The sequence below is a fragment of the Rhodococcus sp. USK10 genome (genome assembly GCF_019378875.1).
Taxonomy (GTDB): Bacteria; Actinomycetota; Actinomycetes; order Mycobacteriales; family Mycobacteriaceae; genus Rhodococcus_F; species Rhodococcus_F pseudokoreensis.
In genome coordinates, this window is the sequence record NZ_CP076048.1 from 4,003,135 (window position 1) to 4,028,651 (window position 25,517).

26 protein-coding genes and 1 pseudogene are annotated in these 25,517 nt (G+C 66.0%); 10 read left to right on the forward strand and 17 right to left on the reverse strand.

Going from position 1 to position 25,517, the window contains the following annotated elements:
- Positions 1–18: 18 nt before the first annotated feature.
- On the reverse strand, positions 19–918 hold the full coding sequence (locus I1A62_RS25395; RefSeq protein ID WP_219460809.1) for a phytanoyl-CoA dioxygenase family protein: 900 nt from the start codon (positions 916–918) through the stop codon (positions 19–21).
- Between the two features lie 245 nt (positions 919–1,163).
- Here I1A62_RS25395 and I1A62_RS25400 point away from each other — a divergent pair, with 245 nt between their 5' ends.
- The gene (locus I1A62_RS25400) at positions 1,164–1,844 is read left to right on the forward strand and encodes a TetR/AcrR family transcriptional regulator (protein ID WP_219460812.1); all 681 of its coding nucleotides are present in this window, start codon (positions 1,164–1,166) and stop codon (positions 1,842–1,844) included.
- A 64-nt stretch (positions 1,845–1,908) separates the two neighbouring features.
- On the opposite strand, the gene I1A62_RS25405 is transcribed toward I1A62_RS25400, so the two are convergent.
- Genes I1A62_RS25405 through I1A62_RS25415 form a run of 3 tightly spaced genes read right to left on the reverse strand, consistent with a single transcriptional unit; the run spans position 1,909 to position 4,683 of the window.
- On the reverse strand, positions 1,909–2,682 hold the full coding sequence (locus I1A62_RS25405; RefSeq protein ID WP_219460815.1) for a gamma-glutamyl-gamma-aminobutyrate hydrolase family protein: 774 nt from the start codon (positions 2,680–2,682) through the stop codon (positions 1,909–1,911).
- Entirely contained in the window at positions 2,679–4,034 is a 1,356-nt protein-coding gene (locus I1A62_RS25410) for a glutamine synthetase family protein (protein ID WP_219460817.1), read from the reverse strand. Before I1A62_RS25410 ends, I1A62_RS25405 begins: the two co-directional genes overlap by 4 nt.
- Entirely contained in the window at positions 4,027–4,683 is a 657-nt protein-coding gene (locus I1A62_RS25415; protein WP_219460819.1) for a hypothetical protein, read from the reverse strand. Before I1A62_RS25415 ends, I1A62_RS25410 begins: the two co-directional genes overlap by 8 nt.
- A gap of 156 nt (positions 4,684–4,839) precedes the next feature.
- On the opposite strand from I1A62_RS25415, the gene I1A62_RS25420 reads away from it, so the two are divergent.
- Positions 4,840–5,832: an alpha/beta hydrolase gene (locus I1A62_RS25420; RefSeq protein WP_219460821.1), complete on the forward strand. Its 993-nt coding sequence runs from the start codon at positions 4,840–4,842 to the stop codon at positions 5,830–5,832.
- On the opposite strand, the gene I1A62_RS25425 is transcribed toward I1A62_RS25420, so the two are convergent.
- Both I1A62_RS25425 and I1A62_RS25430 read right to left on the reverse strand, forming a co-directional pair.
- Positions 5,798–6,766 (reverse strand): pseudouridine synthase, encoded by a 969-nt coding sequence (locus I1A62_RS25425; protein WP_124396006.1) that lies wholly within the window; start codon positions 6,764–6,766, stop codon positions 5,798–5,800. The two genes, I1A62_RS25420 and I1A62_RS25425, sit on opposite strands and share 35 nt — an antisense overlap.
- Positions 6,767–6,813: 47 nt before the next feature.
- Positions 6,814–7,083: a GlsB/YeaQ/YmgE family stress response membrane protein gene (locus tag I1A62_RS25430; RefSeq protein ID WP_124395986.1), complete on the reverse strand. Its 270-nt coding sequence runs from the start codon at positions 7,081–7,083 to the stop codon at positions 6,814–6,816.
- Positions 7,084–7,183: 100 nt separating this feature from the next.
- Here I1A62_RS25430 and I1A62_RS25435 point away from each other — a divergent pair, with 100 nt between their 5' ends.
- On the forward strand, positions 7,184–8,950 hold the full coding sequence (locus I1A62_RS25435; protein WP_219460822.1) for a GNAT family N-acetyltransferase: 1,767 nt from the start codon (positions 7,184–7,186) through the stop codon (positions 8,948–8,950).
- An 87-nt stretch (positions 8,951–9,037) separates the two neighbouring features.
- Here I1A62_RS25435 and lexA read toward each other — a convergent pair whose 3' ends face one another.
- Both lexA and I1A62_RS25445 read right to left on the reverse strand, forming a co-directional pair.
- Entirely contained in the window at positions 9,038–9,700 is a 663-nt protein-coding gene (gene lexA / locus I1A62_RS25440; protein ID WP_124395984.1) for a transcriptional repressor LexA, read from the reverse strand.
- Between the two features lie 89 nt (positions 9,701–9,789).
- A complete protein-coding gene (locus I1A62_RS25445; RefSeq protein ID WP_124395983.1) occupies positions 9,790–10,746 on the reverse strand; it encodes a GlxA family transcriptional regulator in 957 nt (318 codons plus the stop codon).
- Between the two features lie 140 nt (positions 10,747–10,886).
- On the opposite strand from I1A62_RS25445, the gene I1A62_RS25450 reads away from it, so the two are divergent.
- A complete protein-coding gene (locus I1A62_RS25450; protein WP_219460824.1) occupies positions 10,887–11,519 on the forward strand; it encodes an isochorismatase family protein in 633 nt (210 codons plus the stop codon).
- Here the strand turns inward: I1A62_RS25450 and I1A62_RS25455 are convergent.
- Together I1A62_RS25455 and I1A62_RS25460 are read right to left on the reverse strand one after the other, a co-directional pair.
- Positions 11,507–12,400 (reverse strand): hypothetical protein, encoded by an 894-nt coding sequence (locus I1A62_RS25455; protein WP_124395981.1) that lies wholly within the window; start codon positions 12,398–12,400, stop codon positions 11,507–11,509. The genes I1A62_RS25450 and I1A62_RS25455 overlap by 13 nt on opposite strands.
- 108 nt (positions 12,401–12,508) lie before the next feature.
- Positions 12,509–13,771 (reverse strand): CdaR family transcriptional regulator, encoded by a 1,263-nt coding sequence (locus I1A62_RS25460; protein ID WP_124395980.1) that lies wholly within the window; start codon positions 13,769–13,771, stop codon positions 12,509–12,511.
- Positions 13,772–14,024: 253 nt separating this feature from the next.
- Between I1A62_RS25460 and I1A62_RS25465 the strand changes: the two genes are divergently transcribed.
- Both I1A62_RS25465 and I1A62_RS25470 read left to right on the forward strand, forming a co-directional pair.
- Positions 14,025–14,876: an NAD(P)-dependent oxidoreductase gene (locus tag I1A62_RS25465; protein WP_219460825.1), complete on the forward strand. Its 852-nt coding sequence runs from the start codon at positions 14,025–14,027 to the stop codon at positions 14,874–14,876.
- A gap of 373 nt (positions 14,877–15,249) precedes the next feature.
- Entirely contained in the window at positions 15,250–15,810 is a 561-nt protein-coding gene (locus tag I1A62_RS25470; RefSeq protein WP_219460828.1) for a hypothetical protein, read from the forward strand.
- A gap of 89 nt (positions 15,811–15,899) precedes the next feature.
- On the opposite strand, the gene I1A62_RS25475 is transcribed toward I1A62_RS25470, so the two are convergent.
- The 3 genes and pseudogenes from I1A62_RS25475 to I1A62_RS46520 form a co-directional block, all read right to left on the reverse strand.
- Positions 15,900–16,193, reverse strand: a complete 294-nt coding sequence (locus I1A62_RS25475; protein ID WP_124395977.1) for a hypothetical protein — start codon at positions 16,191–16,193, stop codon at positions 15,900–15,902.
- Positions 16,194–16,357: 164 nt separating this feature from the next.
- Positions 16,358–16,963 (reverse strand): GNAT family N-acetyltransferase, encoded by a 606-nt coding sequence (locus I1A62_RS25480; protein WP_225858505.1) that lies wholly within the window; start codon positions 16,961–16,963, stop codon positions 16,358–16,360.
- Positions 16,964–17,324: 361 nt separating this feature from the next.
- A pseudogene (locus tag I1A62_RS46520) lies at positions 17,325–17,643 on the reverse strand (hypothetical protein).
- Positions 17,644–17,936: 293 nt separating this feature from the next.
- On the opposite strand from I1A62_RS46520, the gene I1A62_RS25485 reads away from it, so the two are divergent.
- Positions 17,937–18,761 (forward strand): TspO/MBR family protein, encoded by an 825-nt coding sequence (locus I1A62_RS25485; protein ID WP_219460831.1) that lies wholly within the window; start codon positions 17,937–17,939, stop codon positions 18,759–18,761.
- Between the two features lie 196 nt (positions 18,762–18,957).
- Positions 18,958–19,284 carry a hypothetical protein gene (locus tag I1A62_RS25490; protein WP_225858504.1) on the forward strand — a complete coding sequence of 109 codons (327 nt, stop codon included), beginning with the start codon at positions 18,958–18,960 and terminating at the stop codon, positions 19,282–19,284.
- Positions 19,285–19,396: 112 nt separating this feature from the next.
- Here I1A62_RS25490 and I1A62_RS25495 read toward each other — a convergent pair whose 3' ends face one another.
- Both I1A62_RS25495 and I1A62_RS25500 read right to left on the reverse strand, forming a co-directional pair.
- Positions 19,397–19,879 carry a hypothetical protein gene (locus I1A62_RS25495; protein WP_219460833.1) on the reverse strand — a complete coding sequence of 161 codons (483 nt, stop codon included), beginning with the start codon at positions 19,877–19,879 and terminating at the stop codon, positions 19,397–19,399.
- Complete coding sequence (locus I1A62_RS25500; protein ID WP_219460836.1) at positions 19,879–20,637, reverse strand: ParA family protein; 759 nt, start codon at positions 20,635–20,637, stop codon at positions 19,879–19,881. The genes I1A62_RS25495 and I1A62_RS25500 overlap by 1 nt, the downstream gene beginning before the upstream one ends.
- Positions 20,638–20,738: 101 nt before the next feature.
- Between I1A62_RS25500 and I1A62_RS25505 the strand changes: the two genes are divergently transcribed.
- Positions 20,739–20,996, forward strand: a complete 258-nt coding sequence (locus tag I1A62_RS25505) for a hypothetical protein (RefSeq protein ID WP_219460837.1) — start codon at positions 20,739–20,741, stop codon at positions 20,994–20,996.
- A 150-nt stretch (positions 20,997–21,146) separates the two neighbouring features.
- Positions 21,147–21,980: an SDR family NAD(P)-dependent oxidoreductase gene (locus tag I1A62_RS25510; protein ID WP_219460840.1), complete on the forward strand. Its 834-nt coding sequence runs from the start codon at positions 21,147–21,149 to the stop codon at positions 21,978–21,980.
- Between the two features lie 39 nt (positions 21,981–22,019).
- On the opposite strand, the gene I1A62_RS25515 is transcribed toward I1A62_RS25510, so the two are convergent.
- Both I1A62_RS25515 and I1A62_RS25520 read right to left on the reverse strand, forming a co-directional pair.
- Positions 22,020–23,189, reverse strand: a complete 1,170-nt coding sequence (locus I1A62_RS25515) for an LAGLIDADG family homing endonuclease (protein ID WP_257890922.1) — start codon at positions 23,187–23,189, stop codon at positions 22,020–22,022.
- An 816-nt stretch (positions 23,190–24,005) separates the two neighbouring features.
- Positions 24,006–25,466: a glyceraldehyde-3-phosphate dehydrogenase gene (locus I1A62_RS25520; RefSeq protein WP_160097870.1), complete on the reverse strand. Its 1,461-nt coding sequence runs from the start codon at positions 25,464–25,466 to the stop codon at positions 24,006–24,008.
- Positions 25,467–25,517: the final 51 nt, after the last annotated feature.

The following is a 25,517-nucleotide window of genomic DNA, read 5'->3' on the forward strand; positions in this document are numbered from 1 at the left end:
GGTTTCTCCGATTCGTGATCAGACGTGGGCGGGTAGCGCGGCACCGATTGCGGTGTATTCCTCACAACCGAGCAGGTCCATGGGGTCGGACATCTGGCCCCCGACCTCGACCCAGCCGACGTAGTGTTCGGAGGACCAGTCGAGTGCTCGCTGGATCTCCTCCGGGAACGACCGAATCTGGTCGAGGGTGTAGGTGAGGAAGGGGTTCTCCTCCGGGCGCAGGAATGCGAGGTCGTAGCCCATCGACAGGCCGAAGCGGTACTCGTCCGACGTGGTGTTCTGGCCACCACCGTGATAGGTGGAGCCGATCCAGATCAGCGCCGACCCGGCCTTCATCTCCGTCGGGATCGCCTCTTCGAGGCGCGGTGCGCGCTCGTCGTCCCACAGGTGCGAGCCCGGGATCACCAGGGTGCCGCCGTTCTCGGCAGTGAAGTCGCTGACCGCCACCATGATCTGCACCCGCGCTTCGCGCTGATACGTGGGGTGCCGCCACAACCAGACCGAGTCGTCACGATGAAGCGGCTGCGAACCCTGTCCTGGGCCGATCTTGATGGCCATCGTCGCGCCTACGTGCATGCCTGCCGGGTTCGGCATCGACTCTTCACCGAAGAAGACGTTGATCGGCTTGTTGAGAATGCGCCCGGCGACATCTCGGTACAACGGGTTCAGCGCAACCGTTGCCATGTGCTCGGTCCGCGCGAACAAGCCGCTTGCGCGCTTGGTTCTGTTGCCGGCGAACAGCTCGTCGTGGCCGGTGTCGACCCGGTCGAGCACGGGGCCCAAGTCGGTCTCGAGTCCCTCGATGGTGGCCTCGTCGAAGAGTCCTTCGACGATCACGCCGCCGTCTCGCATGATCACCTCGACCGCGGCTTCTGTGGTGACGTCGGGAGTCAGACGTGTGAGTTCGTTCGTCGTCATGAGGGGTCTGTTCCTTCGAAATTGGGCTGGTCGCATTGGAGGGGCGCCGGAGCCGGCGATGTGATCCGGCTCATACCGTAAGCCAAGTCAGTCATATGATCAAGATGTTTGACTCAGAGATTTCGGCGGTTTACCTGCAGTTGGGGACGGCTTTTCTCGGCGATAGGGCCGTCCCCCACTCATCCGGCTGCTAACGTGAGACTCGACATGATCATCCGATCAGTTCTGTCTCGACAGGAGATCGCATGGCTCGCATTCCCGCCGCCGAACGTCGCGCCGAACTGGTGGCCGCGGCCGTGCGCGTGATTGCCGCCCACGGGGTGGACGGCGCCACCACTCGCCGCATCGCGGAAGAGGCGAACGCTCCACTCGCCACGCTGCACTACTGCTTCTCCTCCAAGGAAGTGCTGTTCGCGGCGGTCTTCGAGTACGTCACCGCGCAGTACCGAGAGGTGTTGACACGCAACGACGTCCACGGCGACGTGGCGGCCACGGCGCGCGCCCTGTTGCGTGGTGGGATGGAGTGGTACCTGGCGAGTCCGGACTTCGGCGCGGCGATCGTCGAGCTGATCAGCTGGGGCCAGCGTCAGGAGAGCCGGCAGGCCGAGATGGTGTACCACGAGGCATTCGCGACCATGCGAGCGATCCTCGGCGCCGCCGCGACCGCTGCGGGCCAGTCGGTCGGCCCGGAAACGATCGACGAACTGATCTACCTGGTGTCCACGTTGTCCGACGGATTCGCGCTCAACTGGCTGGTATTCACCGACCGCACAGCGGCTGAGCTGCAGATCGAGCACGTCCTCGGCGTGCTCGACGCATGGATGGCCACCAACCTCGGCGCTGCTTGCGTGCCGGCGCGCCGAGTTTCGACGGTCCCTCCCGCGGTAACCCTGCGCTCGCTCGCGTCCTGGGTGAGCGTGGACTGATGCCGGGCTGACACGAAAGACAAATGTCGGCCGCCACTTTCGGTGACGGCCGACAGTCTTGTGGTCAGATCCGCTGGTTGCCTTCGGCGACGATCCAGCTCAGCGCCGGATCGTCGCGTTCCATCCACTCGGGATGCCACTGGACACCGAGCACCGCGGCCCCAGGCAACTCGACTGCTTCGACGACGCCGTCAGCCGCGCGACCAGTGACCACGAGGCCGGTACCGCAGCGGCCGACCGCCTGGTGGTGCCACGAGTTGGTCACCGCACTGGCGCCGAACAGCCGTTCCGCGATCGAACCGGGCTCGAACGTCACCTTGTGGTCGTCGGCACCGTCGGTGAGCGGGGGCGACACCGACAGGTGCTCGACAGCACTGGGCGGGAGGTCGGCGATCAGCGTGCCACCCAGAGCGATGTTGAGGACCTGCAGGCCGCGGCACACCCCGAGCACCGGAATGCGCTTGGCGAGTGCGGCACGCACCAGCGCGATCTCGAACTCGTCCCGACCGGGATCGTGGACCATCGGATCGTCCCGCGGATCCACATCCCGGACCACCGACGCGTCGCCACCCCAGCACGCAGGATGAACGTCCTGGCCTCCGGTGATGACCACGCCCGCCAGCCAGTGGCAGAGTGCCTCCGGGTCGGCATCGTAGGGCAGGTTCACCGGAATGCCACCGGCCCTGGCGATCCGGTCCGAGAAGTCGGACATGAAGGCATCGGCGAACAGGTGGCCGTAACGCTTGTCGAGTCCGTCGACCAGCCCCAGCCGGAACCGTCGGCCGGTGATGCCGATCAACGGCCGGACGGTGCCCGGCGTCGCGTTCTCCGCGCTCACGGGAACTCGAAGTAGCGCATCGACTCCCATTCGGAGAGCTCGGCGAACGGATCGCCACCCGCGGTGTGGAACTGCATCCACTCCCACCGGCGAGTACCCACCCAGTAGTCGACGAACTCGTCCCCGAGTTGTTCGCGCAGAATCGGATCCGCCTCGAGAGCAGCGGCGGCCTTGGTGATGGTGTTCGGCAGCCGCTCGAGATCGGGAGCACACCACGCCATGTCGGTGACCGGCTCGGGCGGCTCGATCGCGCCGTCGAGGCCGGCGATCACCCCGGCGAGAATGGCCGCGACCGCGAGGTACAGGTTCGCATCGGCACCGGGAACCCGGTACTCGAGGCGGGAGTACGCCGGGTGCCCGCACACCGCACGCACCGCGGTGGTCTTGTTGCTGATGCCCCACGTGACCGTCGTCGGCGGGCCGCTCAGGTCGACCAGTCGGCGGTACGAGGTGATCTGTGGGAGCACGATCGACGTCGCTCCCTGAATGGTCGCGAGGAGTCCGCCGATCGCGTGCCGCATCGTCGGTGAGGGCCCGTCCTCGGAGTAGAAACTGTTGACCCCGTCGCGCTGCAGGGACAGGTTGACGTGCGAGGCCTGACCGTACCCGGCCGTCGGCTTGGCCATGAAGGTCACGGTGTGACCGAGTTCGAAGGCCACCTCGCGCATCACCTGCCGGGCGCGAGCCCAGGCATCGCACACCGAGATCGGGTCACCGGGAACCAGGTTGAGTTCGACCTGGCCTGCCGCGTCCTCGTCGCTCCACGCCTCCCACTCGATGCCGATCTCTTCGAGGCGACGGGCGACCGCCGACATGTAGTCGACCCAGTCCTTCGATTTCGCGAGGTGGTACGCGGTTCCGGCGGAACCGCCGAGCGGGGTCAGATCGCGATACCCCTTGGCGCGGGCCTCGTGAATGGACTCCTGGAACAGGGTCGCCTCGACCTCGACCGCCACGGTGGCCGTGAAACCCCGCGTTGCGAGTCGGTCGACCAGCTTCCGGGCCAGGTTCCGCGGACACGTCCCGACCGGGGTGCCGTCCGTCTGCCAGTAGTCGCCGATCACGGACTGCAGGCCGGGCTCCCACTGCACCAGAGTCGACATGTCGGGCCGGAACTGGACGTCGGCCAGGTGCCCACGCCAGTCGGGGTAGGCGAATCCGAAGGTGGGGTCATTGCCCAGGTCGAGGCCGAACAGGAGATCGGCGAACGCAAAGCCCGACCCCGCGCTCGCGGCGAACTTCTTGGGAGCCACGTTCTTTCCGAGGAACGAGCCGTCGTGATTGGTGGCCTCGAGCCGGACCGTGTGGACAGCAGTGTCGCGATCCGTTGCGGTGGCGGTGATTTCAAACATCGTATCGAACCTTCCAGGATGCGGCGACGAGCACCGACAGCTGAGAGAGCGTGCCGCGCACGCCGATCACACCGGTGGACAGGGCGGCGATCAGATCGTCGGCGCCCGAGAAAATCCCGGCCAGCAGTTCCGGGGGGCCGGCGATCACGTAGTGCGTCTCGCCCTCGCCGACGACCAGTTGGTCCAATCCGTCGGGGCCGTCCGCGACGGCGACGAGCACATCAGGGATCCCCGGTACCGACCGGGCCTCGGCCCAGAACGTCTCCGCGGCGACCTGCCAGTCCGGCAGCGGCGGCGACAGCAGTGCCAGCGACGTTGCGGCGAGGTCGCCCTCGCCTGCGGGCTCGCCGACCGGGGCGAGCCGCGCGTTCAGGTCGACGGTCAGGGTGACGTCGGGTTCGATGAACACACCACTCGACACCGCGACGACACCGTTCGAGATGCTGATCGTCGCAGCCTGCGGGGTGTCGTGGGAGCGGACCGCGACAATGCCTTCCACCCCCGCCACGACGGCATCCGCACGGTTCGCGCGGACGGAGTCGGCGATCGTGCGGCCGAGCAGCCGGACGATCGGACTCGCATCGTCCTCGATCCGAATGTCGACCGCGTCGGCCTCGCATGTCGCGTGGCCGATCGTCGTTTCGGTCATCCTTCAGTCCTTTCGATTCGACGAGATCATGTGCGCGGTACACCGTCAGCAGCGGATCCCTGTGGAATGCGACCATTGTGGTCAAGCGTCTTGGTCACGTGACTATGATAGTGAGGCACAGATCACTTGTTGTCAATGACTTGCGAGGTTTCCGAGATGAACGACGACGCCCCCACCTGGTGGAATCTGCTCGACGGCGATGCACAGGCCGCCGCCCGGGTGATCGCTAACGCCCTGCCGAGACCGATCCGGGAGCTGGGACCGGAGCAGGCCCGGGCGCTCCTGAACACGACTCCACCTGCCGAGCCGATCACGCCACTCGCGCGTGTCGAGCAACTGACCGTGCCGACCCGCGCAGGTGCGATCCGGGCTCGCCTGTACCGCGCAGACAGTGCCGCTGCGGACGGTGACAGGCCTGTCCTCGTCTATCTGCACGGCGGCGGTTTCGTCCTGGGAACCCTGGACGGAGCCGACGAGCTGTGTCGCGCGATCGCCGCCGGATCCGGATGGACGGTCGTGTCCCTGGACTACCGGCTGGCTCCCGAGAACCCCTACCCGGCAGCACTGGAAGACTGCCTCGACGCCTACGCGTGGCTGACCCGGACGGCACCGGAGCTCGGTATCGATCCGGGCCGGATCGCGATCGGGGGCGACTCCGCAGGCGGCAATCTCGCCGCTGCCCTGTGCCTGCACCGACGCGACGAGCGCAGCTCTCTCCCCGTGACTCAGGTACTCGCCTACCCCGCCGTCGACGGGACATTCACGACGCCGTCGTGGTCGGAATTCGCGGATGCACCGCTACTGAGTACCGCGGACGCGCGCTGGTGCTGGGACCACTACGTCGGCCCGGGACACCGGGCGGACGACTACCTCGCGGCACCCATGCGCGCCGAAACGCTACGCGACCTTCCTCCTGCCCTGGTCCTGACCGCGGAGGTCGACCCGATCCGGGACGACGCCGAAGCATACGCGGCACGGCTGCGGCGCGACGGCGTCCCCGTCTCGCTGACCCGGTATGCCGGCGTCTTCCACGGCTTCGTCACCGAGATCGGTGTGTTCACTCAGGCGAAGCAGGCGATCGACGAGGTGTGCCTGCACCTGCGCGAGGTCGCCCTTACGCGGGCGCCTCGCTCAGCGTCCGGCGGGTGACGAACCGCCGCGGCATCCCCGACAGCGGATCGGTGAATTCGAGTTCCCGCGCGAGCAATTGGAGCGGGAGGGAATGATCGTCCGGCGCCTCGGGCAGCAGGTCGGGATACAGACGATCGCCCAGAATCCCGAGGCCGAGCGCCGCCAGATGCACCCGCAACTGGTGCATTCGTCCGGTGTGCGGACGCAGGATCGTGTGCAGCACAGCACGTCCGGAGGAGCTCACGCCGCCGCCACAGACCTCGACCACCGTCTCGGCGTTGGGTTCACGGGAGTCGTCGACGACGACCCGAAACTCGCCGCGCCGCGACGCGATGTGGTTGCGGTAGACGACGGGAACGGCACGCTCGGCAAGCACCGGCGCATCCGGGTCCCACCCGGGCGGTTGCGTCGACACCGCCTCGTAGACCTTCACTACCCGCCGTTTCTCGAACAGCGACTGGTATGCGCCGCGCGTCGCGGGACGGGCCGAGAACATCACCAGGCCGGCGGTCGCGCGGTCGAGTCGATGGATCGGCGTCAGGTCCGGATTGTCGAGGCGAGTCCGCAACCGGACGAGCGCGGACTCGCGCAGGTATCGCCCGCCCGGAGTGGTCGGGAGGAAGTGTGGCTTGTCGATCACGACGAGGTCGTCGTCGACGTGCAGGATCTCCAGGTGAAACGGCACCGGGTCCTCCACCGGCAGATCCCGGTAGTACCAGACGAACCGGTGCGCGCCCAGCGCCGTGCCGCGACCGATCCGACGACCGTCGGTGCCCACGATCTCTCCGGCGTCGAATCGCCGGTGCAGGTCGCCCGCGTCCAGATGGTCGAACCGCGCGACGACGTACTCGGCGATCGTCTCCCACGGCCCGGACGCCGGGACGCGCAGCCGCGTCGGTCCGATCCCGTCCTTGACGGGCAGCGGTGAGGGCATTGGCACGCGCACCATCATCCCACCGGCCGGTTCGGCCGCGTCGACAGCGGCGAACGCCGCGGTTGTCAGTCGGCCCCTGCCGCGGCCCGCGCCTTCCACCACAACCAGACGGCCGTCACGATGATCGCCCCGGCGAGGGAGCCGATGATGCCGCTGGGGCGCAAGTCGAGGCCGTCCCCCGCGAGGAGGCTGATGAGCAGTCCGCCCGCGAACGAGCCGCCGATGCCTGCGACGAATGCCAGCGTCCAATCGATTCCGGACTTGGACCTACCCAGGATGAGTTGGGCGGCGGCACCGACGAGCACTCCGAACAGGATCATCCCGATGATCAACATGGCGGGAGTATAGGGCGCAATTCCCGCCCATGCCGTGGACTCGCGGCCCGGCGGGCGAGATCGGCCGCGCGGCCGCTGGTGAAGCGCCTAGGATACCGCCATGCGGCTGACCAACGTCGCGCACCTGCGCCTGCCGTTCGGCCGACTGCTGGGCTACGACGTCACCGTGGGCCGGCTGGGCCGACCGCTGCCCGTGTCCTTCGACCAGCGACGCCACGTCGGTGCCGGCGACCGAGCCGGATCCTGGATGGCGTTGTCCTTCACACTCTCCGCGCCGGTACCGTCCGACGCGCTCGCGGCCGCCTGGCTGGCGGTCGTCGCGCGGCACGGCACGCTGCGGTCGATCTTCTCGCCCGGCGAGGACGGCGAGCCGCGGCTGCACGAGGTCGAAATCTTCCCCGGTGACTGGGTCGAGCACCCGATCGCCCCCGGACAGGCCGTCAACGATGCGCTCCGTGACGTGCTCGACCACGCCTGCCCGCCGTACAGTCGTCCGTCGCACCGGCTGTGCGTGCTCGAGACCGCGGCGGGGCCGACCGTGGTGGTCGCCGCCGACCACTCGCACGTCGACATGTGGTCGATGTTGGTGATCGCACGCGACCTGCTCACCGCGTTGGCGGCGGTGCAGGACGGCCGGGCGCCGTCGCTGCCGCCCGCACCCGCCTTCGCCGAGCACACCCGCGCCTTGCGGGACCGCCCGGCGGCACCCGCCGAGGTGCACCACCGCTGGGCGGAGGTGCTGGCGGCCAGCGGTGACGTGATGCCACGGTTCCCGCTGTCGCTGGGCGCGGCGACGCTGCAGCACGAGCGGGTGGAGGTGCGCGACGTGCTCGACGTCGACGACAGCGCCGCGTTCTCGGCGCAGGCCCGCGACGACGGCGTCTCGACCCTGGCACTCGTGGTGGCCGCGATGACCGACGTGACGCGCAAACTGGCCGGCACCCCGCTGCGGGCGGTGTTCCCTGTCCACAGCCGGTACGACGCCACCTGGAACGACTCCGTCGGGTGGTTCATCACCAACTCGGTACTGGAATCGACCGACCCCGATCCCCGGGCCAGCGCAGAAGCGGTCAAGGAGGCCGTACGGATGGGGTCCTGGCCGTTGGAGGACGTACTTCGCCCGTGGGGCGGGATGCCCGAGGCCCCCGGGATGTTCGCCATCTCGTGGCTGGACCTGCGCCGGTTGCCGGTCCGCGTCGACGCCACCGGCCTGGAGGCGCAGTACGTCGGCGCGACGATCCGGACCGACGGCGTGATGCTCTGGTTCATCCTCGACGAGGCCGGGTTGCACCTGCGCTGTCGCTACCCCGACACCCCCGAGGCCCGGCAGCATGTCGGCACCTGGCTGGACACACTCATCGCCCACTTGCAGTCGCGGGCACGTGAATCGGTCGGTGGGCGGCTCCCACTCGGCGACCGCGTGTATCGGGTGCAGCGCGCCGGCCGCGCCGATGTGCCGGCGCTGGTCGCCCTGCTGTCCGACGACGAGATCGGCCGCACCCGCGAGGGGGCCGAGATGGCACGGTACGAGGAGGCGTACGACGCGATCGCCCGGGATTCCGCACACTACCTGGCGGTGGTCCGCGCCGAGGACGACCGGATCATCGGCACCATGCAACTCACCATCATCCCCGGGTTGTCCCGCGGCGGCACCGCCCGCCTGCAGATCGAGGGGGTGCGGGTGGCGGCCACCGAGCGCTCCCATGGCGTCGGAACCGCAATGCTCGAGTGGGCGCACGACCACGGCCGGCATCGCGGCGCGACACTCGTGCAGGTCACCACCGACCGCGCCCGCGAGCGGGCGCAGGCGTTCTATGCGCGACTCGGATACGACAGCAGCCACGTCGGATTCAAGCGGGCACTCTGACGGCTGCCGACACGTGACATGTTCGGTCCGCTCGGCTGTGTGCCGCGGCCGACGTGTTCGCGGAACAGGTTTCGAATGGTCAGGGTGTCAGATCCGCCGCATCACGGAGACCACCTTGCCGAGGACGACTGCGGCGTCGCCGTCGATGACGGTGTAGGCAGGGTTACGGGGCTCGAGGAAGATGTGACCGTCGCGACGCCGGAGCACCTTCACCGTGGCCTCGCCGTCGATCATCGCGGCGACGATCTCGCCGGAATGGGCCTCGTCCTGGCGGCGCACCACGACGACGTCGCCGTCGCAGATCGCGGCGTCGATCATCGACTCGCCGCGCACCCGCAGCCCGAACACGGTGCCGGAGCCGACGAGTTCACGAGGGAGCGTGAGCATCTCGTCGGCGTGCTCCTCTGCGAGGATCGGTGCGCCGGCGGCGATGTCGCCGACCACCGGCACCGTCACATTGTTGTCGGCCGAGCGTCCGTGCTTGGTCTCGGAGAGGAACGGGCGCACGTCCAATTGCCGAGCCATGGACGAACCCCTCCGGAGAAAGCCCTTTTCCTCGAGGCTCTTCAGGTGCTTGGACACCGACGACGTCGACCGCAGGCCGACCGCGTCCCCGATCTGCCGGGTGCTCGGCGAGCATCCGTGTGCGGCCACCCAGTCCCGGATCGTCGCCAGAATCAACTGCTGGCGGGACGGCAGGGTGGCGGCATCGAGGCCACCGAACATGTCGAGATCGTCGTAGTCGGTCACCCGGAGAATCGTAGGGGGTGAGCACCGCCCCTTCGGCAGTGTGTTGGGGTGCGACCAGGTGCGGGGTCTGCATCGAACCTGCGCCGATCTCAGCCGTTCGGAAGATCCGCGAACTGTCGCCGGTACGCGGTGGGTGAGGTCGCGAAGGCGGCGACGAAGTTCTGCCGGAAGGTGACGGTGCTGGCGAAGCCGCACGCGGAGGCGATGTCGTCGATACCCCAGTCGGTGGTCTCGAGGAGGACGCGCCCTTCACCGAGTCGCTGCTCCGCGACCCACCGCGCCGGCGTGGTCCCGGTGGTTCGCGTGAACTGCCGAATGAAGCTGCGCCGACTCATCTTCGCCTCACTTGCCAGGCGATCGATGGACAGGTTTTCGTGGAGGTGAGCCAGCGCCCACTGCTGCACGTCGGCAATGGCCGTGTCCGTCGCCGCCTGTGCCAGCGGGCGCTCGATGTACTGGGCTTGCCCGCCCTCCCGGTGCGGGGCGACGACGAGACTTCGCGCCACCCGGGTCGCGATCGCGGACCCGAGGTGTGTGCGCACCAGGTGCAGGCAGGCGTCCATCGACGACGCGGTCCCGGCGGAGGTGAGCACGTCGCCGTGGTCGATGTAGAGCACCGAGGTGTCCATCTGCGTGCCCGGATGGCGTTCGGCCAGAGCCGGCATCATCTCCCAGTGCGTGACGGCCGGGCGTCCGTCGAGCAGACCGCTGTCGACGACCGCGAAGGCGCCGAGACACAGTCCCGCGACGACGGCGCCCCGCGCGTGGGCGCGGCGCAGGCGAGACCCGAACGCCTCGCTGCTCGGCACCACCGGAAGCGGCCATGACGGGATCACGACGATGTCGGCCCACTCGACCGTCTCCGGGCCCGCCACTTCACCGATCGGGTACCCCTCGGCCGTTCGGATCGACCCGGGGTGATCGGACCACAGCCTGGTCTCCCAGTCGGTGGCCAGACCGAGGCGGCCCAGTTCGCCGAACACCATCAGCGGCGCCGCGAGGTGGAACATGGTGATGTCGTCGAACGCATAGACGGCAATCCGCATCGGATCTCCCCACGGTTGGCACAAAGTCATCGAAAGTATGCATCCATGCCACTCGAAACCGCCACCACCCTCACCGAAGAATGGGGTGACAGCGCGGCCCGGCGAAGGGCCCGCACGATTTCGATCCTCGGGAGTGAACTATGACTGCACCACGCCGTGCCCTCGTCGTCGTCGACGTCCAGCAGGAGTACTTCGACGGACCGCTGCAGATCCATTACCCGCCGCGTGAGGAATCACTGGCCAACATTCTGAACGCCATCAAGGTGGCCGGCGCGGCCGACATCCCGGTTGTCGTCGTCCAGCATCGGATGTCCGGCGGCGCTCCGGTCTTCGTGGAGGGGTCGGCGGGGTGGTCGCTGCATCCCGACCTCGACACGGCGATCGACCCGTCGTGGAAGCGGGTGCACAAGCAGTACGGGAGCGTATTCGCCGGCACCGACGTCGCGGAGTGGTTGCGCGCGAACACCGTCGACACCATCTCGATCGTGGGGTTCATGGCCAACAATTGTGATCTGGCCACCGCTGTCGAGGCCGAGGGCCTCGGATTCTCCGCCGAGATCCTGTCCGACGCCACCGGCGCGATCAACCTCGCGAACGAGGCCGGTCAGGTGTCCGCGGAGTCACTGCACACCACACTGATGGTCCTGTTGCACTCGAACTTCGCCGCAGTCGCCACAACCTCTCAGTGGGTCGCGGCCGTCGAATCCGAAACAGCTCTCCCGAAGAGCAACCTCGTCACCTCCGCACTCCAAGGGAGTGCTCACTGGAAGTAGGACGCATAGTCGCCGAACGGGACCTGGCCGGTGGGGCTCGACCGCACGGCGTCGGCAACCGCCGGAGGAATGGGAGCCCAGTAGGCGGGCATCGCGGCCGCGAGGGAAGGCTGCAGTACGTAGAGCAGTGCGAAGTTCACGATCCAGAGCGGCGGCGCCATCGACATGCCGACCTCCGCGCTCACACCGCCCTTGGTGTTGGTCACCAGTTGAGCTTCGCCCGACATCTGTTGCGACGCGAAGCCGAAGGCCGCTTGTATCGTGTAGGCGGACTCGTACAGAGCGATCAGGGTGTCGGTCGCGCCGTTGTTCCTCAACCAGGTGCCCACGAAACCGCCGGGAGCGATCAACGAGTTCACCTGCCGCGTCGGCGCGTCCGCGTTGGCCGGACTCTCCAGCAGTCCGCTGGGGTTCACGTACAGCCCGTAGCTGGCCAGAACCGACGGTGTGTTTTGGCCGTCGACGTCGGAATAGAGGGGGCGGCCGTTCGTATTGGTGAGGATCCGGGCGCACGCATCGATCACCGAGGCGGCGTCGCTGCTGCCGCCGACTCCACCGCCGGTGATGAGGTCGCGATACTGCTGTTCGGACAATGCGTCAGCCCGGTCGAGCCCGATCTGATAGGCGATCTCGTCCGCCACCTGCTGACCGAGCGGCGCGTTGAGCTGATCCGGACTCGTCACCTGCGTCGGCGCCAGGTTCTCGTAGCCGGGGTCCCCGGAGAAAGGGATCGCGAACCCGGTGCCGACAGCGGGTTGACCGTCTGCCGTCCGGGCCGTTGACAGGGAGAGAAGGCACACGCCCACCAGTGCCAGTACCGAGAACATCCTGCGGTGGGGGGTTGCTCCGCGTCGATGTCCCGCCAAACCTGTGCCGCGCATACGTCAACCTCCCAGAACACCATCCGGCGAGATAACACGAGCTTCCGACCAGTCAAACGCCGTGACTGCGGCTGTGTCAAGACTCCGCGTCGGCTCGACGCCGACGACCTAATCCGAGGTCAGGACCGCAGGTCCCAGCCATTGGCACACCAGCAGTGCGAGTTCGACGGCCAGTCGATCTCCGGTGAAGTCCTTGCCCCGCACTTCGGCTGCCCGTTTGACGCGGTACTTCACCGAGTTGTGGTGCAGATCAAGCTCTTTTCCGGCGGCGACGTTGCTCAGGTTGTGGGCGAGATAGACCCGCACGGTCTCGCGCAACCGGGCCGAATTCTCGTTGTCGGCAGCGAGCCCGCGCAGAACACCGCGAACCCAGGCGCGAGTGGCCACCAGGTCCTCGACCAACAGGGCAACCGTCGATACCCCGGGTTCGTCGTATGCGGTCACCGCCGGCGCGTTCTGCCCCGCCGCGATGGCCACCGCTCGCGCACGTTGCGCTTGACCGTGGGACTGCCGGAAACCGTCGATTCCCGCGGCCGCAGCACCGAGAGCTACGACCAGTCCGGGATGCCGCCGCTCGAGGAAATCGCACATTTCCCCCTGAGCCCGCTCGGGATGGGCTCGTGAGCCCAGTGGGATCCACACCCAGCCGGTCACTCGATCCGCGGCCACGAACAGCGGTTCGGTCACCCCGCCCACATAGTTCGCGAAATCGTGTGCCGCCGATTCGATTCGGGCCAGCATCTCGCCCGAATCGGAGTCGGAACTCCAGAAGATCGCGGCCAGGTGACTCTGCTGCAGCACATAGCCCAGGGCGGCGCCGGCATCAGGAAGTGCGTTGCCCGCCAGAATCTCCTGAACACGCACGGCCCGGACACTGCTCCGATGAGCGAGCCACCGTTCCCTTTCACGCTCGTACACGGCCACCACCTGCTGTGACACCCGGTCGATGTAGACAGACATGACCGTGATGATGCGTTCGAGCACTGGCACACTGAGTTCCGGCTGCACCGAAGCAGCACGCAACTCGTCGAAAACCAGCCCGAGTAGGTTGGTTTGCCCCAGGCGATATGCGCGAACCAGCGCGTTGACGGGAACACCGTGCTGGGCAAGTCTTCTCGCGTACTCCATGGCCGCGGCGGGCGCGTCCAAGTCCTCGGGAGCGATGTTGTGCTGCAGAGTATGGAAGATGGTGTCGAGGTTGCCCTCCACACTTGCTCCGAGCAGATCGAACAGCTGGCGATCCGCCCGCAGATCCGGGATCTCCGCGTAGAGCACGCTGGTGATGTCAGCCGTCAGCGACACCAGTCGCTCGTTGAGCGAACGCGCGATTCCGGCAACAAGCAATGCGGCTCGTTCCTCGTCTGATGCCATGCGAAGACAATATCGGTCTTCGGCGTCGATGGACGACGAAACTCCTCAACCATCACCTCAGGCGTGCTCTACCTGGAAATTTGCGAATCTGCGCGCGAATTTCCTGGACACGCCTCTTGTGGAACTATTTGTTCTCACCGTACAAATTAGTGAGCATTCTTGATTCCTCGAGGACGTCGTCACGGTCTCGTGAGTTGCCTATCGTGGAGTCGTTCGGTCACTCCCCCGGCCGCCACAGACGAAGGAATCAACCTTGAACGACGCCAACAATTTCCGAGGAAGAACCACCGTCATGTCCGGCGGAAGTCGCGGCATCGGTCTTGCGATTGCGCGCGCAATCGCACGCCGCGGTGGAAACGTCGTCCTGCTGGCCAAGACCGACACTCCCGACCCCCGGCTACCGGGAACCATCCACACCGCGGTCAGCGAGTTGACCGAACTCGGCGGACACGCCCTTCCCGTGGTCGGAGACGTCCGCAACGACGACGACATCGCGCGGGCCGTCGATCTCGCCGTCGACCGCTTCGGCGGCATCGACATCGTGATCAACAATGCGAGCGTGCTCGACCTGTCACCGACCGAGGACCTCACACTCAAACGATTCGATCTGATGCAGCAAGTCAACGTTCGCGGCACCTTTGCCCTGACTCGCGCCTGCCTGCCCTACCTTCAGAAGTCCGCCAATCCGCACGTGATGACGTTGTCGCCTCCCCTGAACCTGTCCGAGCAGTGGCTGGGTGCGCATCCGGGTTACATGCTGGCCAAGTACGGAATGACCCTGGCAGCGTTGGGTATTGCAGCCGAATACCGGAACACGAACCTCTCCAGCAACTGCCTGTGGCCGCAGACCACGATCGCCACCGCGGCAGTCGGCAACCTCCTCGGCGGCCGGGAAAGCCTGCACCACTCGCGGTCACCCGAGATCATGGCCGACGCGGCAATCGAACTCCTCAGCCGACCCGCCGGCACCGACAACGGTAGAACCCTCCTCGATGTCGAGGTCCTCACGGAGGCCGGTGTGTCCGACTTCGCGAAATACGGCGGTGAGCAACCACTGACAGTCGACATCTTCGTCGACGGACCGGATCTCGCGAACCATGCGTAAGCCCGACTAGGGGCGTAATCGGACTTGCAGAGTCGTTGGTTTGCGGAAATCGCAAGTTTGTCTGTATGGGTTCGGCCCTTACGAAGGGCCGGCCCGCTTGTAACGCAAGTGCGAGTGGGCACTGCCCGCCCGGACGGCCGGTGAGCCGGTCTCGTCCTCCTCGCCGCAGCCCTCCCCCGACTCTGAGGTAGCAAGCCCGGTGGACGGTGCCGTACCGGATCGTCGCTCGCAGCCGCGCGGCGACGGCGGCCGGCAATTCGCATGGGAAATGCGCCGCGGGTAGTCGAACGCTGTTACGGGTACCCGGACGGCGGGCGACGCCGACCGCTGTCGGGGCAGCGCCCGGCTCAGTCTCAACGACCGAGGAGGCTTCATGAACATCACAGCACTCACCCTCGCCGTGCTGCGAGTGCAGTACACCGTCGTGCGCTACCCCCTTCGCCTGATCGACGACCAAGTGATCTCTCACCTGGCACCCGCGGCACCGGCCCGGCGTCTATATCGGGGCGGCCTCGGCCTGCTCGATGGTGTCGCGGGCGCCGTTCTGGGTCACCGGAATCGTCCCGATCACGCTGCACCCGGCGTTGCCGATGCTCGCACTTCAGAAGTCGCTCCTGCTGCCGTCGCGACCACTCGTCGGGCCGCGACCGTCGAGAACATCGAGCTGAACGCGAAGGCGTCCCAGCAACTCGACACCGATTCGCTCGCAGAGCATCTCAAAGAATTGGGACCGCCGCATCCACGCGGGCATGCGGCAACCGCCGACACGACCGACCCGGCGACCGCCGAGATTCTGACCCAACTCGCGGACGCCGCGAGCACCGAGCCGGACACGACACTGACCGGCGAACTGGCCGACCGCGTAGCCGAACTCACGCGCGCCGAAACCCCACCGCCAGGCGTCGAAACAAGCCCGGCCGGCGAGCATCACTGACGACCAACAGCGCGTCGCAGAGCGATACGCGGAAGTGCCCCACATCGGTATCGATGCGGGGCACTCGCCAATGGGGACTGGGGAAACTGCTATCCGCGGGAGAGTCCGGGCTGAGTCTGGATCTGCCCGACGTTGCCCTTGGTCTTGCCGACCGTCCATTCGCCGTCTGCACCGCACACCAGGGCGCCGTTGCGGTCACCGGGCTTGCCGTATGTCACCGTCTCGTTGCCCTGGGAGTCCGTGTTCACGATCGGACACGGACCACCGGTGGGACCGTTCGGGCCGATCGGCTCGGCCTGAGCGATGGATGCCGCCCCGACCGCACCGAGGACCGAGAAGGCGGTGAAGGCGATGGCGGCGAAGGTTCGGCGGGCGTTGATCATTGGTGTTTCTCCTGGGGATGTGGGGGAAGTGCGTCGGTGACAGGTACAACTCTGCCAACCCCGGAGCCAGACGTGAACCAACCCCAGGGGCCCGTTCGGGCACCCTCGAGTGGACGTACCCGCCCCACCCGAGGGTGGACCTCAGTGAGTCTTCAGGTTGGTGGTCACGGCGTGCGGAAGCCCCGAAAGGTCACGTGCTTGCGTGTCTGGAAGCCGAGTCGCTCGTACAGGGCGATCGCGCCGGTGTTCTTCTCGGCCACGTGCAGGAAGGGGCGTTCGCCACGAGCGGTGATCCCCGCAACAAGCGCAGTGACCACACGGGCAGCGTGACCTCGCCCGCGTGCCTCGGGGGCGGTGCAGACGGCGCTGATCTCGGTCCATCCCGGTGGTCGGAGCCGTTCGCCGGCCATCGCCACCAATCTGCCGTTCTCGCGGATACCGAGATAGCAGCCGAGTTCACGGGTGCGCGGCCAGAACGGTCCCGGCCGGGTCTGCGCGACCAGCTCGCGCATCTCGGACACATCGTCCGCACCCAGCTCGACCACACCGGTTCCGTCCCCACTGTGGTCGGAGACGCTGCTGCGAGCCCAGATCATCTGGCGCCCTTCCAAAGTGAACACTGGCTCCCAGTCCGGCGGCGGCGTCGCCGTGCAGCCGAACATGTCGGCGAACTCTCCCGGGCCGAGCAACTGAGCGAGATCGGCCCACGCCTGTGGTGCCGGGTCGGCGGTGACCGCGGAGAAAGTCGCCACGGCCGGCAGGTAGGTCACAGCCCGACCGTGGCGGCGAGCAAAATGTGCGTGGCGAGATCGCAGTGATTCGCCCACCGGGTCGTCGAGTGCGGCGGCATCGCGGCGATCTATAGCACTACCCCTCTCCTGCGGTCGGGTTCGACCGGGTCGCCCGGGACAGGGCCCAGACAGGGGTTCGGCCGGGAATGTTGTCGCATTCTCGGCCGGATCTCTGTTTCTCGAGCCTCTCATCGTTGCCGATGACCAACTCGATCCGCACGTCTGAATCTACTCGCCCACCGAGGGCGTCCGCAATAGCCGTGGTCGCCCAAATATCGCGTCTACCTGCCCGTGTATGGATGAACTCCCGCCAGACGACCCGCCCGGGCGTTCGTCCTCGCTAGGGCAGAGAGTGCACAGAATCCCCGTCCCCGACATCCCGATGCACGAGTTCGAACCATGCACTGGGTCCGCCGTGAATATGCGGGCCCGGGTAACACAGGGCCAGGCTTTGCCCGTCGAACGCGGTGAACCATTCATGCCAGGAAATGTGCTCGAGCCCAGCGGTGCCGTGACCGGGGACGTCGATGCGCAGAGCACCTGCTGCCGGCAGTGGCCGTGTTCGCCATCTGCGCCGGTGCGCCGTGGTGCGCCTCGACCCAACGACGAATCTCGTCGTGATCAGTGGTGATGTGTCGGTGCGAAGTCTGTATGGTCATCGTTCGGTTTATGGGTCGCAGTCACCCTGGGCAGGGAGTTCTCGAATCGGTGGATTCCGGGCTTACCCACAATGGCAACAGCCGAATCCGGTGGGCAATCGCGGACGTCGCGGTCCGGCATCGGATTGCCCAACGCTCCGGTCCACGAAACGCCGCGCCACCCATCCGGCACCGCGGCGGCCGCGAATCCCTGCCGCACAGCATTTCTCGTCGGGTGCTCGGGCCCGGCACGGTGGCGTTCACGACGCCGAGACCTGTCGTCGACAACGGACCTTCTATCGGAGAGTGTGGCCATGAACAGTCCGATCGAACCGACCCGTCACGACGGCGTCCGGGTGCTCCTCGTGATCGTCTCCGCAGCGTTGGCCGTCGTGGGCTCCTTCATCGGCTCGGGAGCCCTGGTGGGAACCCCGATCGCCCAAGTCGCCGATGGTGCCCTCGCCGCGGATGCCACGGCCGTAGCCCCCGGCGGGCCCGCCTTCTCGATCTGGACACTGATCTATGCGGGGTTCCTTGCATATGCGATCTGGCAGGCACTGCCCGCTCACCGCGCCGATGTCCGACAACGGCAGGTCGGGTGGTGGTACGCCGCCGCTATGGTCCTGAACGCGGTCTGGATAACCTGCGTTCAGTTCGAACAGCTCTGGCTCAGCGTCCTGGTCATCATCGCGCTGCTCGCCGTCCTCGTGGTGGTCTTCGGGGTCCTGACCACGGAGAGGCCCTCAGGCCGTGCCGAGGCGGTCGTTGTCGACGGCACCGCGTACATCTACCTCGGCTGGGTGTGTGTCGCCGTCGTCGCCAACATCGCCGCGACACTGGCCGCAGCCGACATCGATCCGTTCGGACTCGGACCCGACACCTGGGCCGTGCTCGTCCTCGCACTGGTCGCCGTGGTCGCAGGCCTTCTCGCCGTCGCCGGTCACGGAAGGTTCACCGTCACCGCCGCAATTGTGTGGGGCCTTGGCTGGATAGTCGTGGCGCGAACCTCGGGCGACGGTCTCGATTCGCGGCCGGCCGCCATCGCAGCGACCGTCGCCGCCGCGGTAGCCCTTGTCGCCACCGCGGTCACCCGCGCAAATCAGCGGCGGCAGGGAAGGTTAGTTAGGAAAAAGACCTAGCACTCGCACGGCATGAGTGCTAATTTGTTAGTGGGGTCTACGTCACAAGCCCGGCCCCGACGTAATCGCGGCCACCGACTACCGAGGCGACCTCGACACACCGCTCGTGCACGGGCACGTCCCAAGCACACTTCGGACCCTGTTCAGCCGCTATGTGGCCCGCCGAACCGACGCGCCAACCGTACGAAGGAGGATCATGACCGCCGCCGTCCCCCACAGCCCCCGTGCCGACAACTGCATGCGTTCCTCCATCGACGCCAACGAGACAGGGAACCAGCACGGTCCGCGGCTGCCTGCCGTGTCGATCGCCTTGGGGGCACTGTCCGTTGCGACGTTCTGGGTGGTCGCGCTCGGCTTCATTCTGGGATTAGCCGCAGTGGTCTGCGGCGCCATCGCAACGTCGCGGTCCGCGGATGCAGACGACGAGGCAGCATCGTTGCGAGCCCTATTGGGCGTCGTTGCCGGCGCCGCCGGGATTACCGTCTCCGCGATTGCCCTCTTCCCCATGCTGGCGCAGCTGTGACCTGCCCACGTGGCTGCTGTATGTGCGGTTGACCGGGTTCGACACCCCGCGCACGAACAGCAACCTCTCCCTCTGCTGCTGCCTGTAGCCAGTGCGACTGCCCTGGGCGGGCCTAGTTGACGCGTGGGCTCCGGACGACGTCGGCGTCGCGCGGGGGGAAGGGTTCGCAATTGTTGTACCTGCGTTCGAGAACGGCGAGGTAGTGGGCGACGGCTTCGTCGACGAGGGCGGACCAACTGCTGGGGGCACCGGCGATGTGGCCGATGGCGGCGACGGCGTCCTTGCCGTGCTCGACCCGGGCGGTCTCGATGGAGACCGATACCTGCTTCTTTCCTACGGAGACCCGTTTCGTGGTCATCTTTTCCTCGCCGAGGGCTACTTGCGCGACGTCCACGCACTGTTCGACGAGGTTCGGCAGCCGCCGCTTACGGCGTTCGAGGGGGTTGCTCGCGAGTCCGGGCTCACGTGTCACGCCCACCAGGAGGTCCTTTCGACGTGTTCTCGAGTGCGTCCCGTCGGGGTGTGCGCCTGCTCGGGCCTGTTGGCGACGTTCGAGGGGGTTGCTCGCAAGTCCGGGCTTACGTGTCGCGGTCATCAGGGCATCCTTTCGACAAGTTCCTGGGCGGCGTCGCGGTAAGCGCGTGATGCGGAGGAGGACGGTGCCCACCTGACGACGGGTTCTTCGGCACTGTAGCTTTCGCTGACCCGGACGGACTTCGGAATGATGGTGCGCATCGTCTGGTCGGGGTAGGTCTCGCGGAGCGCGGCGAGAACCTGCTGGTCGATGACCTGGCCGAGTTCGACGCGGCCGCACAAAATGTGATTGAGCCGCGCGGTGGGGTTGAGCAACTCGACCTGCTGGGTGATGTAGTTCTCGATCCGCATGAGCGCTTCGAGTTCCATGGCGCCCGTCATGACAGCGGCGAGCACTTCGGTGCAGGCGACGAGTGCGCTGATGGTCAGATGGTCGAAGTCTCCGGGGCAGTCGATAAGGTTGAAGTCGACGTCGGGGGCACCCGCGAGGGCTTTGCGCAGGATGCCGTGCGCACCGGGCTTCTTGAGGAAGTAGGGCCCGACGGAATCGAGTTCCTTGGTGGCAGGAACGAGGTGGATCCCGGACGCGGTGATGGTGGTGGCTTCCTCGATACTCGCCACCAGCATGAGTACCGACAGGACATCGTTGTCGACAGCTTCGGGCGTGGCGCCGAGCCAGGTGGTGGCGTTGCATTGTGGGTCAAGGTCGACGACGCGGACGGTGTAACCGGCTTCGACGAGGGCCTGGGCGAGGTTGACCGTGCTCGTAGTCTTGGTCGAGCCGCCCTTATGGTTGACCACTGCGATGGTGCGGGTCATGGTGTCCCTTCGGTTAAACATACTGAGGTATCTCAAGATACTTAACTTCGCCGCGACACGCGGACGAGCCGCCGATCCATTCCCCAGAGCTACGCTTGTTCATGGTCACCAGACGACGATGGAGCGAACTCGGCAACCGCAGCCGGCGGCTGATCATCGTCGGCGCTGCCTTCGAGGGCGTTCTGAAGATCGCCACACTTGCTGACATCAAGCACCGTCCGGCAAACCAGATCAGGGGATCGAAGTCGGGTTGGGCGACAGCGGTGGCACTCGTCAACTCGGCCGGCGCCGTCCCCCTCGCCTACTTCCTCTTCGGTCGATCGACTCCCGACGCCCGGCAGGTCCGGAACCACCCCTGAGCCAAGGGCTGGCGGTACCCCCTCTCGAGAGCACCTGGTAGGTGCGGACAGCGGTCAGCAAAATTGTGCAGTGTTCGCCTGCGACCGCGGGTGAACCCGCCGCACAGCTCCCTGCGCTGGGCACGGTTGATGCGTCGAAGGGAATCGTTCATGGCCAAAACGGTCCTCGTCACCGGCGCGTCGTCCGGATTCGGCGAAGCTCTCGTCGTTGCTTTCGCAGATGCCGGTTGGAACGTCGCCGCGACGATGCGCAACCTTGCCAAAGCTCCCGCGAGCCTGCACGAGCTGTCGAACGTCCTCGTCCAGCAACTCGACGTCACCGACGAGACGTCGATCCGCGACGCAGTCGAGGCGATTGAATCGCATTTCGGTCCGGTCGACGTGTTGCTCAACGTCGCCGGGAATGTCGTCCAAGGCACCCTCGAAGAACTTTCACTCGATCAGGTCCGAGCCCAGCTCGAAACCAACGTCGTCGGCCTCGTCGCGGTGGCCAAGGCGCTCCTGCCGGGAATGCGGCATCGCCGCAGCGGACACATCATCAACTTCTCCTCCGGTGGCGGTCTCATCGGCGTGCCGCGGCTCGACGCCTACGTCGCGTCCAAGTTCGCGGTCGAGGGACTGAGCGAGGCGCTGTCGCGGGACATCTCTCACCTCGGTCTTCAGGTGACAATCGTCGAGCCGGGGGTCTTCCACACCGGGCTCGGTGAATCCGCGGTGCAGCCGTCGCGCACCATCGACGCATACGCGCCGGCCGCCGACCAACTACCCGGGCTCTACGACTGGACCCCCGGCAACCTCGAAGGCGCGGCGCAGACCATCGTGTCGATCGCCGGCCGATCCGACGCGCCAATGCGTCTCTACGTCGGGCACGGACTCGACGACGTGCGTCGGCACTACCACCAACGTCTCGACGAATGGGCGGCCTCGGAACACCGCCCACCGCCTCACCCTGTGAGGCGCCGGGGAGAGCACCCGTGCAACTGAAGAGCCCGGGTGCTCGCCACGGTCGACCGTCGAGTGGGCCTATTGCCGAGCTTGCCGCACAACGATGCCGTCTACGACCACGTTGTCTGCGCCAAGCACAGGGCAGGTGAATACCTCCTGGGTACCTGCGCTGACGATGTCCACGACTCTGTCCCAGAACACGTCGCTTGTGGCGAGGACCCTGAGGCCGTCGTCGTCGAGAAACTCTGCGACCTTGGCGAGTCGCGAACGGCCCACGCCATGCTTCCATAGAGTCGATCCACAGAATTTGATATTCATCGCTGCCGCGAATGCACGATGTGAGACGCCGTTCGACGCTAAGATCTCACGAACTCTGAACCAGATCTCTAACGGAATAGTATCGACGTTCACATTGGGAGCCAACGACAGAAGCTCAGCCAGCACCCTTCGCGCAGCTTCACCCCTCGCGCCATGCACACCCGCCACGGAGAGAAACTGTGTCTGATTCTGGGAGCCGGCGATGGTCAGATGCCAGCAATCCCTGTAGCCCTCCTTGCGGACCCGTTTGATCCGGCCGTGAACGCCGATCCGCAGCAAGAGTATCGCAACATCGTCGATCAGGCGCCGGCTCGTCGACGTGTAATACACGCGACCCTGATTTCCCTTCTCGTCCCACCGAACCGAGCCATCCGTGGCCCACAGATGACTCAGGAACAGCGCAACTTGATCGTTCCCAACATCGAATATTACTTTGGGAACGAACTTCTCGTAGCTGCGCAACCCGAACAGTCCAAGTTCATCGAGCCAGGCCGCAATGGGATTTCGCTTGCCGTGCCCGAGCCTATAGGGCGCCGGCAACCGCAGCGTGATGCAGCGCGCTGCAGCGTACTCGTCACGAATAGCGGTCACACCGAAGTGAGTGGCCGCCGTTGTCACAGCCGTGAGATTCTCTTCATCGACCGACGCGTAGCGGATCGGCTGGCGCTTAACGCAGGATCCGTCCCCGATCATGTGCGCCAGCAGAATGACTTCAGCATCGGCAAGTCGTGTTTCATGAATTGACTCGGGGATGTATCGCGGTATCGCCAGTCGTTGACCGATCTCCAGTTCTCTCAGCGGAATCCAGCCCGTCACAGTTCTGAATTCTTGATCGCGCGACAGTTCGACCTGACGACCGGACGCGAGATGCACCCGGAAAACGTCCCCCATTCCTACAGGAACAACCTTGCCCAGAGGACTGGCGACCATTCGTAGATCTTCACCCAGCGACCACACACATTGCGGTTCAGTCGAACACGCGATCTCGCTCAATTCGGTAGGGCCACCAGTGCCAGCACACAACACACGCGCAGACGAAGGTATGCCTGAAGCCAACCTCGAAGGACTCGACCTGTTCGGATTGACTTCCACTGCGCCGTCTACAGTCGATCCCGTTTCCCCACCCATGATCACTCCCCCTGTTTTGGTTCCCCACTTGAAGGAGTGTATCTAAAAGTGCTGCGGTGCAACATATTTTGGAGAATATGGAGCAGGGATTTACCGATCACAACGACAGATCCCCCGTAGTTGCCCGAAACAGCGAGCAGGTGGTAGCTATGGACGTCCATGGTCGACATCATGGATCGATCAATTTCCTATGTCCACAACATATTTCGTGAATGGTTGGCCCGAAAGATGGTAAGACACAGCATTGCCGCCAAAATGGGAATCTCCGAGTGTAGAACCGACGACACTCTCCACGCTACCCCGCGAGGTCGGCCACGCACCGAAGCGATCACGCTCCACTGAGCGTAGATGCGGGGGGGTGGTTCGAGTGCCAGCGCTTCGGGCCGCCGATGACGGGATTCGAAGCCCAAGATGGTAATAGCGATGCGCCCCGCGACAACAGGGTCAAGATGCGCAGCCACGATCACAACGGCGGCGCCACCCCACGAGGGATGGCGCGGCCGCTCGAACTACGGCTTCCGCTTTGAGCTTTCAGCGGTGAAGCCCACCGCATACACGAAGACGCCCGGGAGAGCAGCCACTGCTCTCCCGGGCGTCGCGAGCCTACGGTGTCGCCGGTCAGCCCACGGGCATCGCATCAGCGGCGTCGACCGCGGGGTAGATCGGGTACTCCACACCGGACAGGTACTGGACAGTGCGCACCACCTGGCACGAGTATCCGAACTCGTTGTCATACCAGACATAGAGGATGGCGGTGTCGCCGTCGACGATCGTCGCGTTCGCGTCGACGATGCACGCGGCGCGCGAACCGATGAAGTCACTGGACACGGCATCGGTTGCAGCGGTGTAGTCGAGGTTTCGGCTCAGTGCCCCGGTGAGCGACTCCTGGCTGAGGTGCTCGAGCACTTCCTCCCTGGTGGTCTCACGATTCAGCTGAAGGTGGAGGATGGCGACGGACACGTCCGGAGTGGGAACGCGGATCGAGTTGCCGGTGATCTTGGCCTTCAGCTCGGGGAGCGCCTTGGCGACGGCCGACGCGGCGCCGGTCTCGGTGAGCACGAGGTTGAACGGCGCCGAACGACCACGACGGTCCGCCTTGTGGTAGTTGTCCAGGAGGTTCTGGTCGTTGGTGAACGAGTGCACGGTCTCGACGTGGCCTCGCGACACACCGAATTCGTCGTCCATGGTCTTCAGCGGCGGGACGATTGCATTGGTGGTGCAGGACGCGCACGACACGATCTGCTCGTTCGGGTCGAGGTCGCGGTGATTGACACCGTGCACGATGTTCGGGACGTCGCCCTTGCCGGGCGCGGTGAGCACCACCTTCGCGACACCGGGGCGGAGGTGCTTCGACAGTCCGTCGCGGTCGCGCCAGATTCCGGTGTTGTCGATCAGGATGGCGTTGTCGATGCCGTACTCGGTGTAGTCGAGGCTCTCCGGGTCGTTGCTGTAAATGAACTTGATGACGTTGCCGTTGGCGATCAGCGTGTTGTTGTCGGTGTCGACCTTGATCGTGCCGTTGAACTGCCCGTGGACGGAGTCACGGCGCAGCAACGATGCGCGCTTGGTCAGATCGTCGCTGCCACCCTTGCGGACCACCACGGCACGCAGGTTCAGCCCATTGCCCGAGCCGGCCTTCTCGATGAGCAGTCGAGCGACGAGGCGACCGATACGCCCGAATCCGTACAGGACCACGTCCTGCGGCTGCGCGGGGCTCGTCTGAGCGCCGCCGACCAGGTCGGCGAGGCTCCGTGCAACGAACTCCGCGACCGATGCTCCGTCACCGTTGGCGCGGTACGCCATCACCAGCAGTCCGAGGTCGATCTTCGAGGGCCGAAGGTCGAGGTGAGTGAGCGCTTCGAGGAAGGGGAACGTCTCCTCGACCGACAGTTCGTCGCCGCTGATCTGCCGGGCGAAACGGTGGGTTCGCAGGATACTGATGACCGACTTGTTCACCAGCGAGCGACTGTGAAGCAGAATGGTCACCGAGTGTCTGCGGTGCAGGCCCCCGATGATCGGAATCATCGCTTCCGCGAGAGCTTCCTCGGAGTTCCACTGGGCCAGTTCCACTGTGCTCACTGCGCTTGTCTGCCTTCCCGGCTCATATGGCGTGCTTGGGTCGGATGCCGA

Excerpts from the sequence above, each read along its gene's own strand:
- I1A62_RS25425 (WP_124396006.1), bottom strand. The coding sequence starts at position 6,766 with ATGATGGTGCGCGTGCCAATGCCCTCACCGCTGCCCGTCAAGGACGGG.
- I1A62_RS25475 (WP_124395977.1), bottom strand. The coding sequence starts at position 16,193 with ATGATCAACGCCCGCCGAACCTTCGCCGCCATCGCCTTCACCGCCTTC.
- I1A62_RS25485 (WP_219460831.1), top strand. The coding sequence starts at position 17,937 with ATGAACAGTCCGATCGAACCGACCCGTCACGACGGCGTCCGGGTGCTC.
- I1A62_RS25500 (WP_219460836.1), bottom strand. The coding sequence starts at position 20,637 with ATGACCCGCACCATCGCAGTGGTCAACCATAAGGGCGGCTCGACCAAG.
- I1A62_RS25420 (WP_219460821.1), top strand. The coding sequence starts at position 4,840 with ATGAACGACGACGCCCCCACCTGGTGGAATCTGCTCGACGGCGATGCA.
- I1A62_RS25400 (WP_219460812.1), top strand. The coding sequence starts at position 1,164 with ATGGCTCGCATTCCCGCCGCCGAACGTCGCGCCGAACTGGTGGCCGCG.
- I1A62_RS25395 (WP_219460809.1), bottom strand. The coding sequence starts at position 918 with ATGACGACGAACGAACTCACACGTCTGACTCCCGACGTCACCACAGAA.
- I1A62_RS25430 (WP_124395986.1), bottom strand. The coding sequence starts at position 7,083 with ATGTTGATCATCGGGATGATCCTGTTCGGAGTGCTCGTCGGTGCCGCC.
- I1A62_RS25410 (WP_219460817.1), bottom strand. The coding sequence starts at position 4,034 with ATGTTTGAAATCACCGCCACCGCAACGGATCGCGACACTGCTGTCCAC.
- I1A62_RS25445 (WP_124395983.1), bottom strand. The coding sequence starts at position 10,746 with ATGCGGATTGCCGTCTATGCGTTCGACGACATCACCATGTTCCACCTC.
- I1A62_RS25495 (WP_219460833.1), bottom strand. The coding sequence starts at position 19,879 with ATGACCGCGACACGTAAGCCCGGACTTGCGAGCAACCCCCTCGAACGT.
- I1A62_RS25515 (WP_257890922.1), bottom strand. The coding sequence starts at position 23,189 with ATGGTCGCCAGTCCTCTGGGCAAGGTTGTTCCTGTAGGAATGGGGGAC.
- I1A62_RS25455 (WP_124395981.1), bottom strand. The coding sequence starts at position 12,400 with ATGCGCGGCACAGGTTTGGCGGGACATCGACGCGGAGCAACCCCCCAC.
- I1A62_RS25470 (WP_219460828.1), top strand. The coding sequence starts at position 15,250 with ATGAACATCACAGCACTCACCCTCGCCGTGCTGCGAGTGCAGTACACC.
- I1A62_RS25510 (WP_219460840.1), top strand. The coding sequence starts at position 21,147 with ATGGCCAAAACGGTCCTCGTCACCGGCGCGTCGTCCGGATTCGGCGAA.
- I1A62_RS25490 (WP_225858504.1), top strand. The coding sequence starts at position 18,958 with ATGACCGCCGCCGTCCCCCACAGCCCCCGTGCCGACAACTGCATGCGT.
- I1A62_RS25505 (WP_219460837.1), top strand. The coding sequence starts at position 20,739 with ATGGTCACCAGACGACGATGGAGCGAACTCGGCAACCGCAGCCGGCGG.
- I1A62_RS25450 (WP_219460824.1), top strand. The coding sequence starts at position 10,887 with ATGACTGCACCACGCCGTGCCCTCGTCGTCGTCGACGTCCAGCAGGAG.
- I1A62_RS25415 (WP_219460819.1), bottom strand. The coding sequence starts at position 4,683 with ATGACCGAAACGACGATCGGCCACGCGACATGCGAGGCCGACGCGGTC.
- I1A62_RS25435 (WP_219460822.1), top strand. The coding sequence starts at position 7,184 with ATGCGGCTGACCAACGTCGCGCACCTGCGCCTGCCGTTCGGCCGACTG.
- I1A62_RS25460 (WP_124395980.1), bottom strand. The coding sequence starts at position 13,771 with ATGGCATCAGACGAGGAACGAGCCGCATTGCTTGTTGCCGGAATCGCG.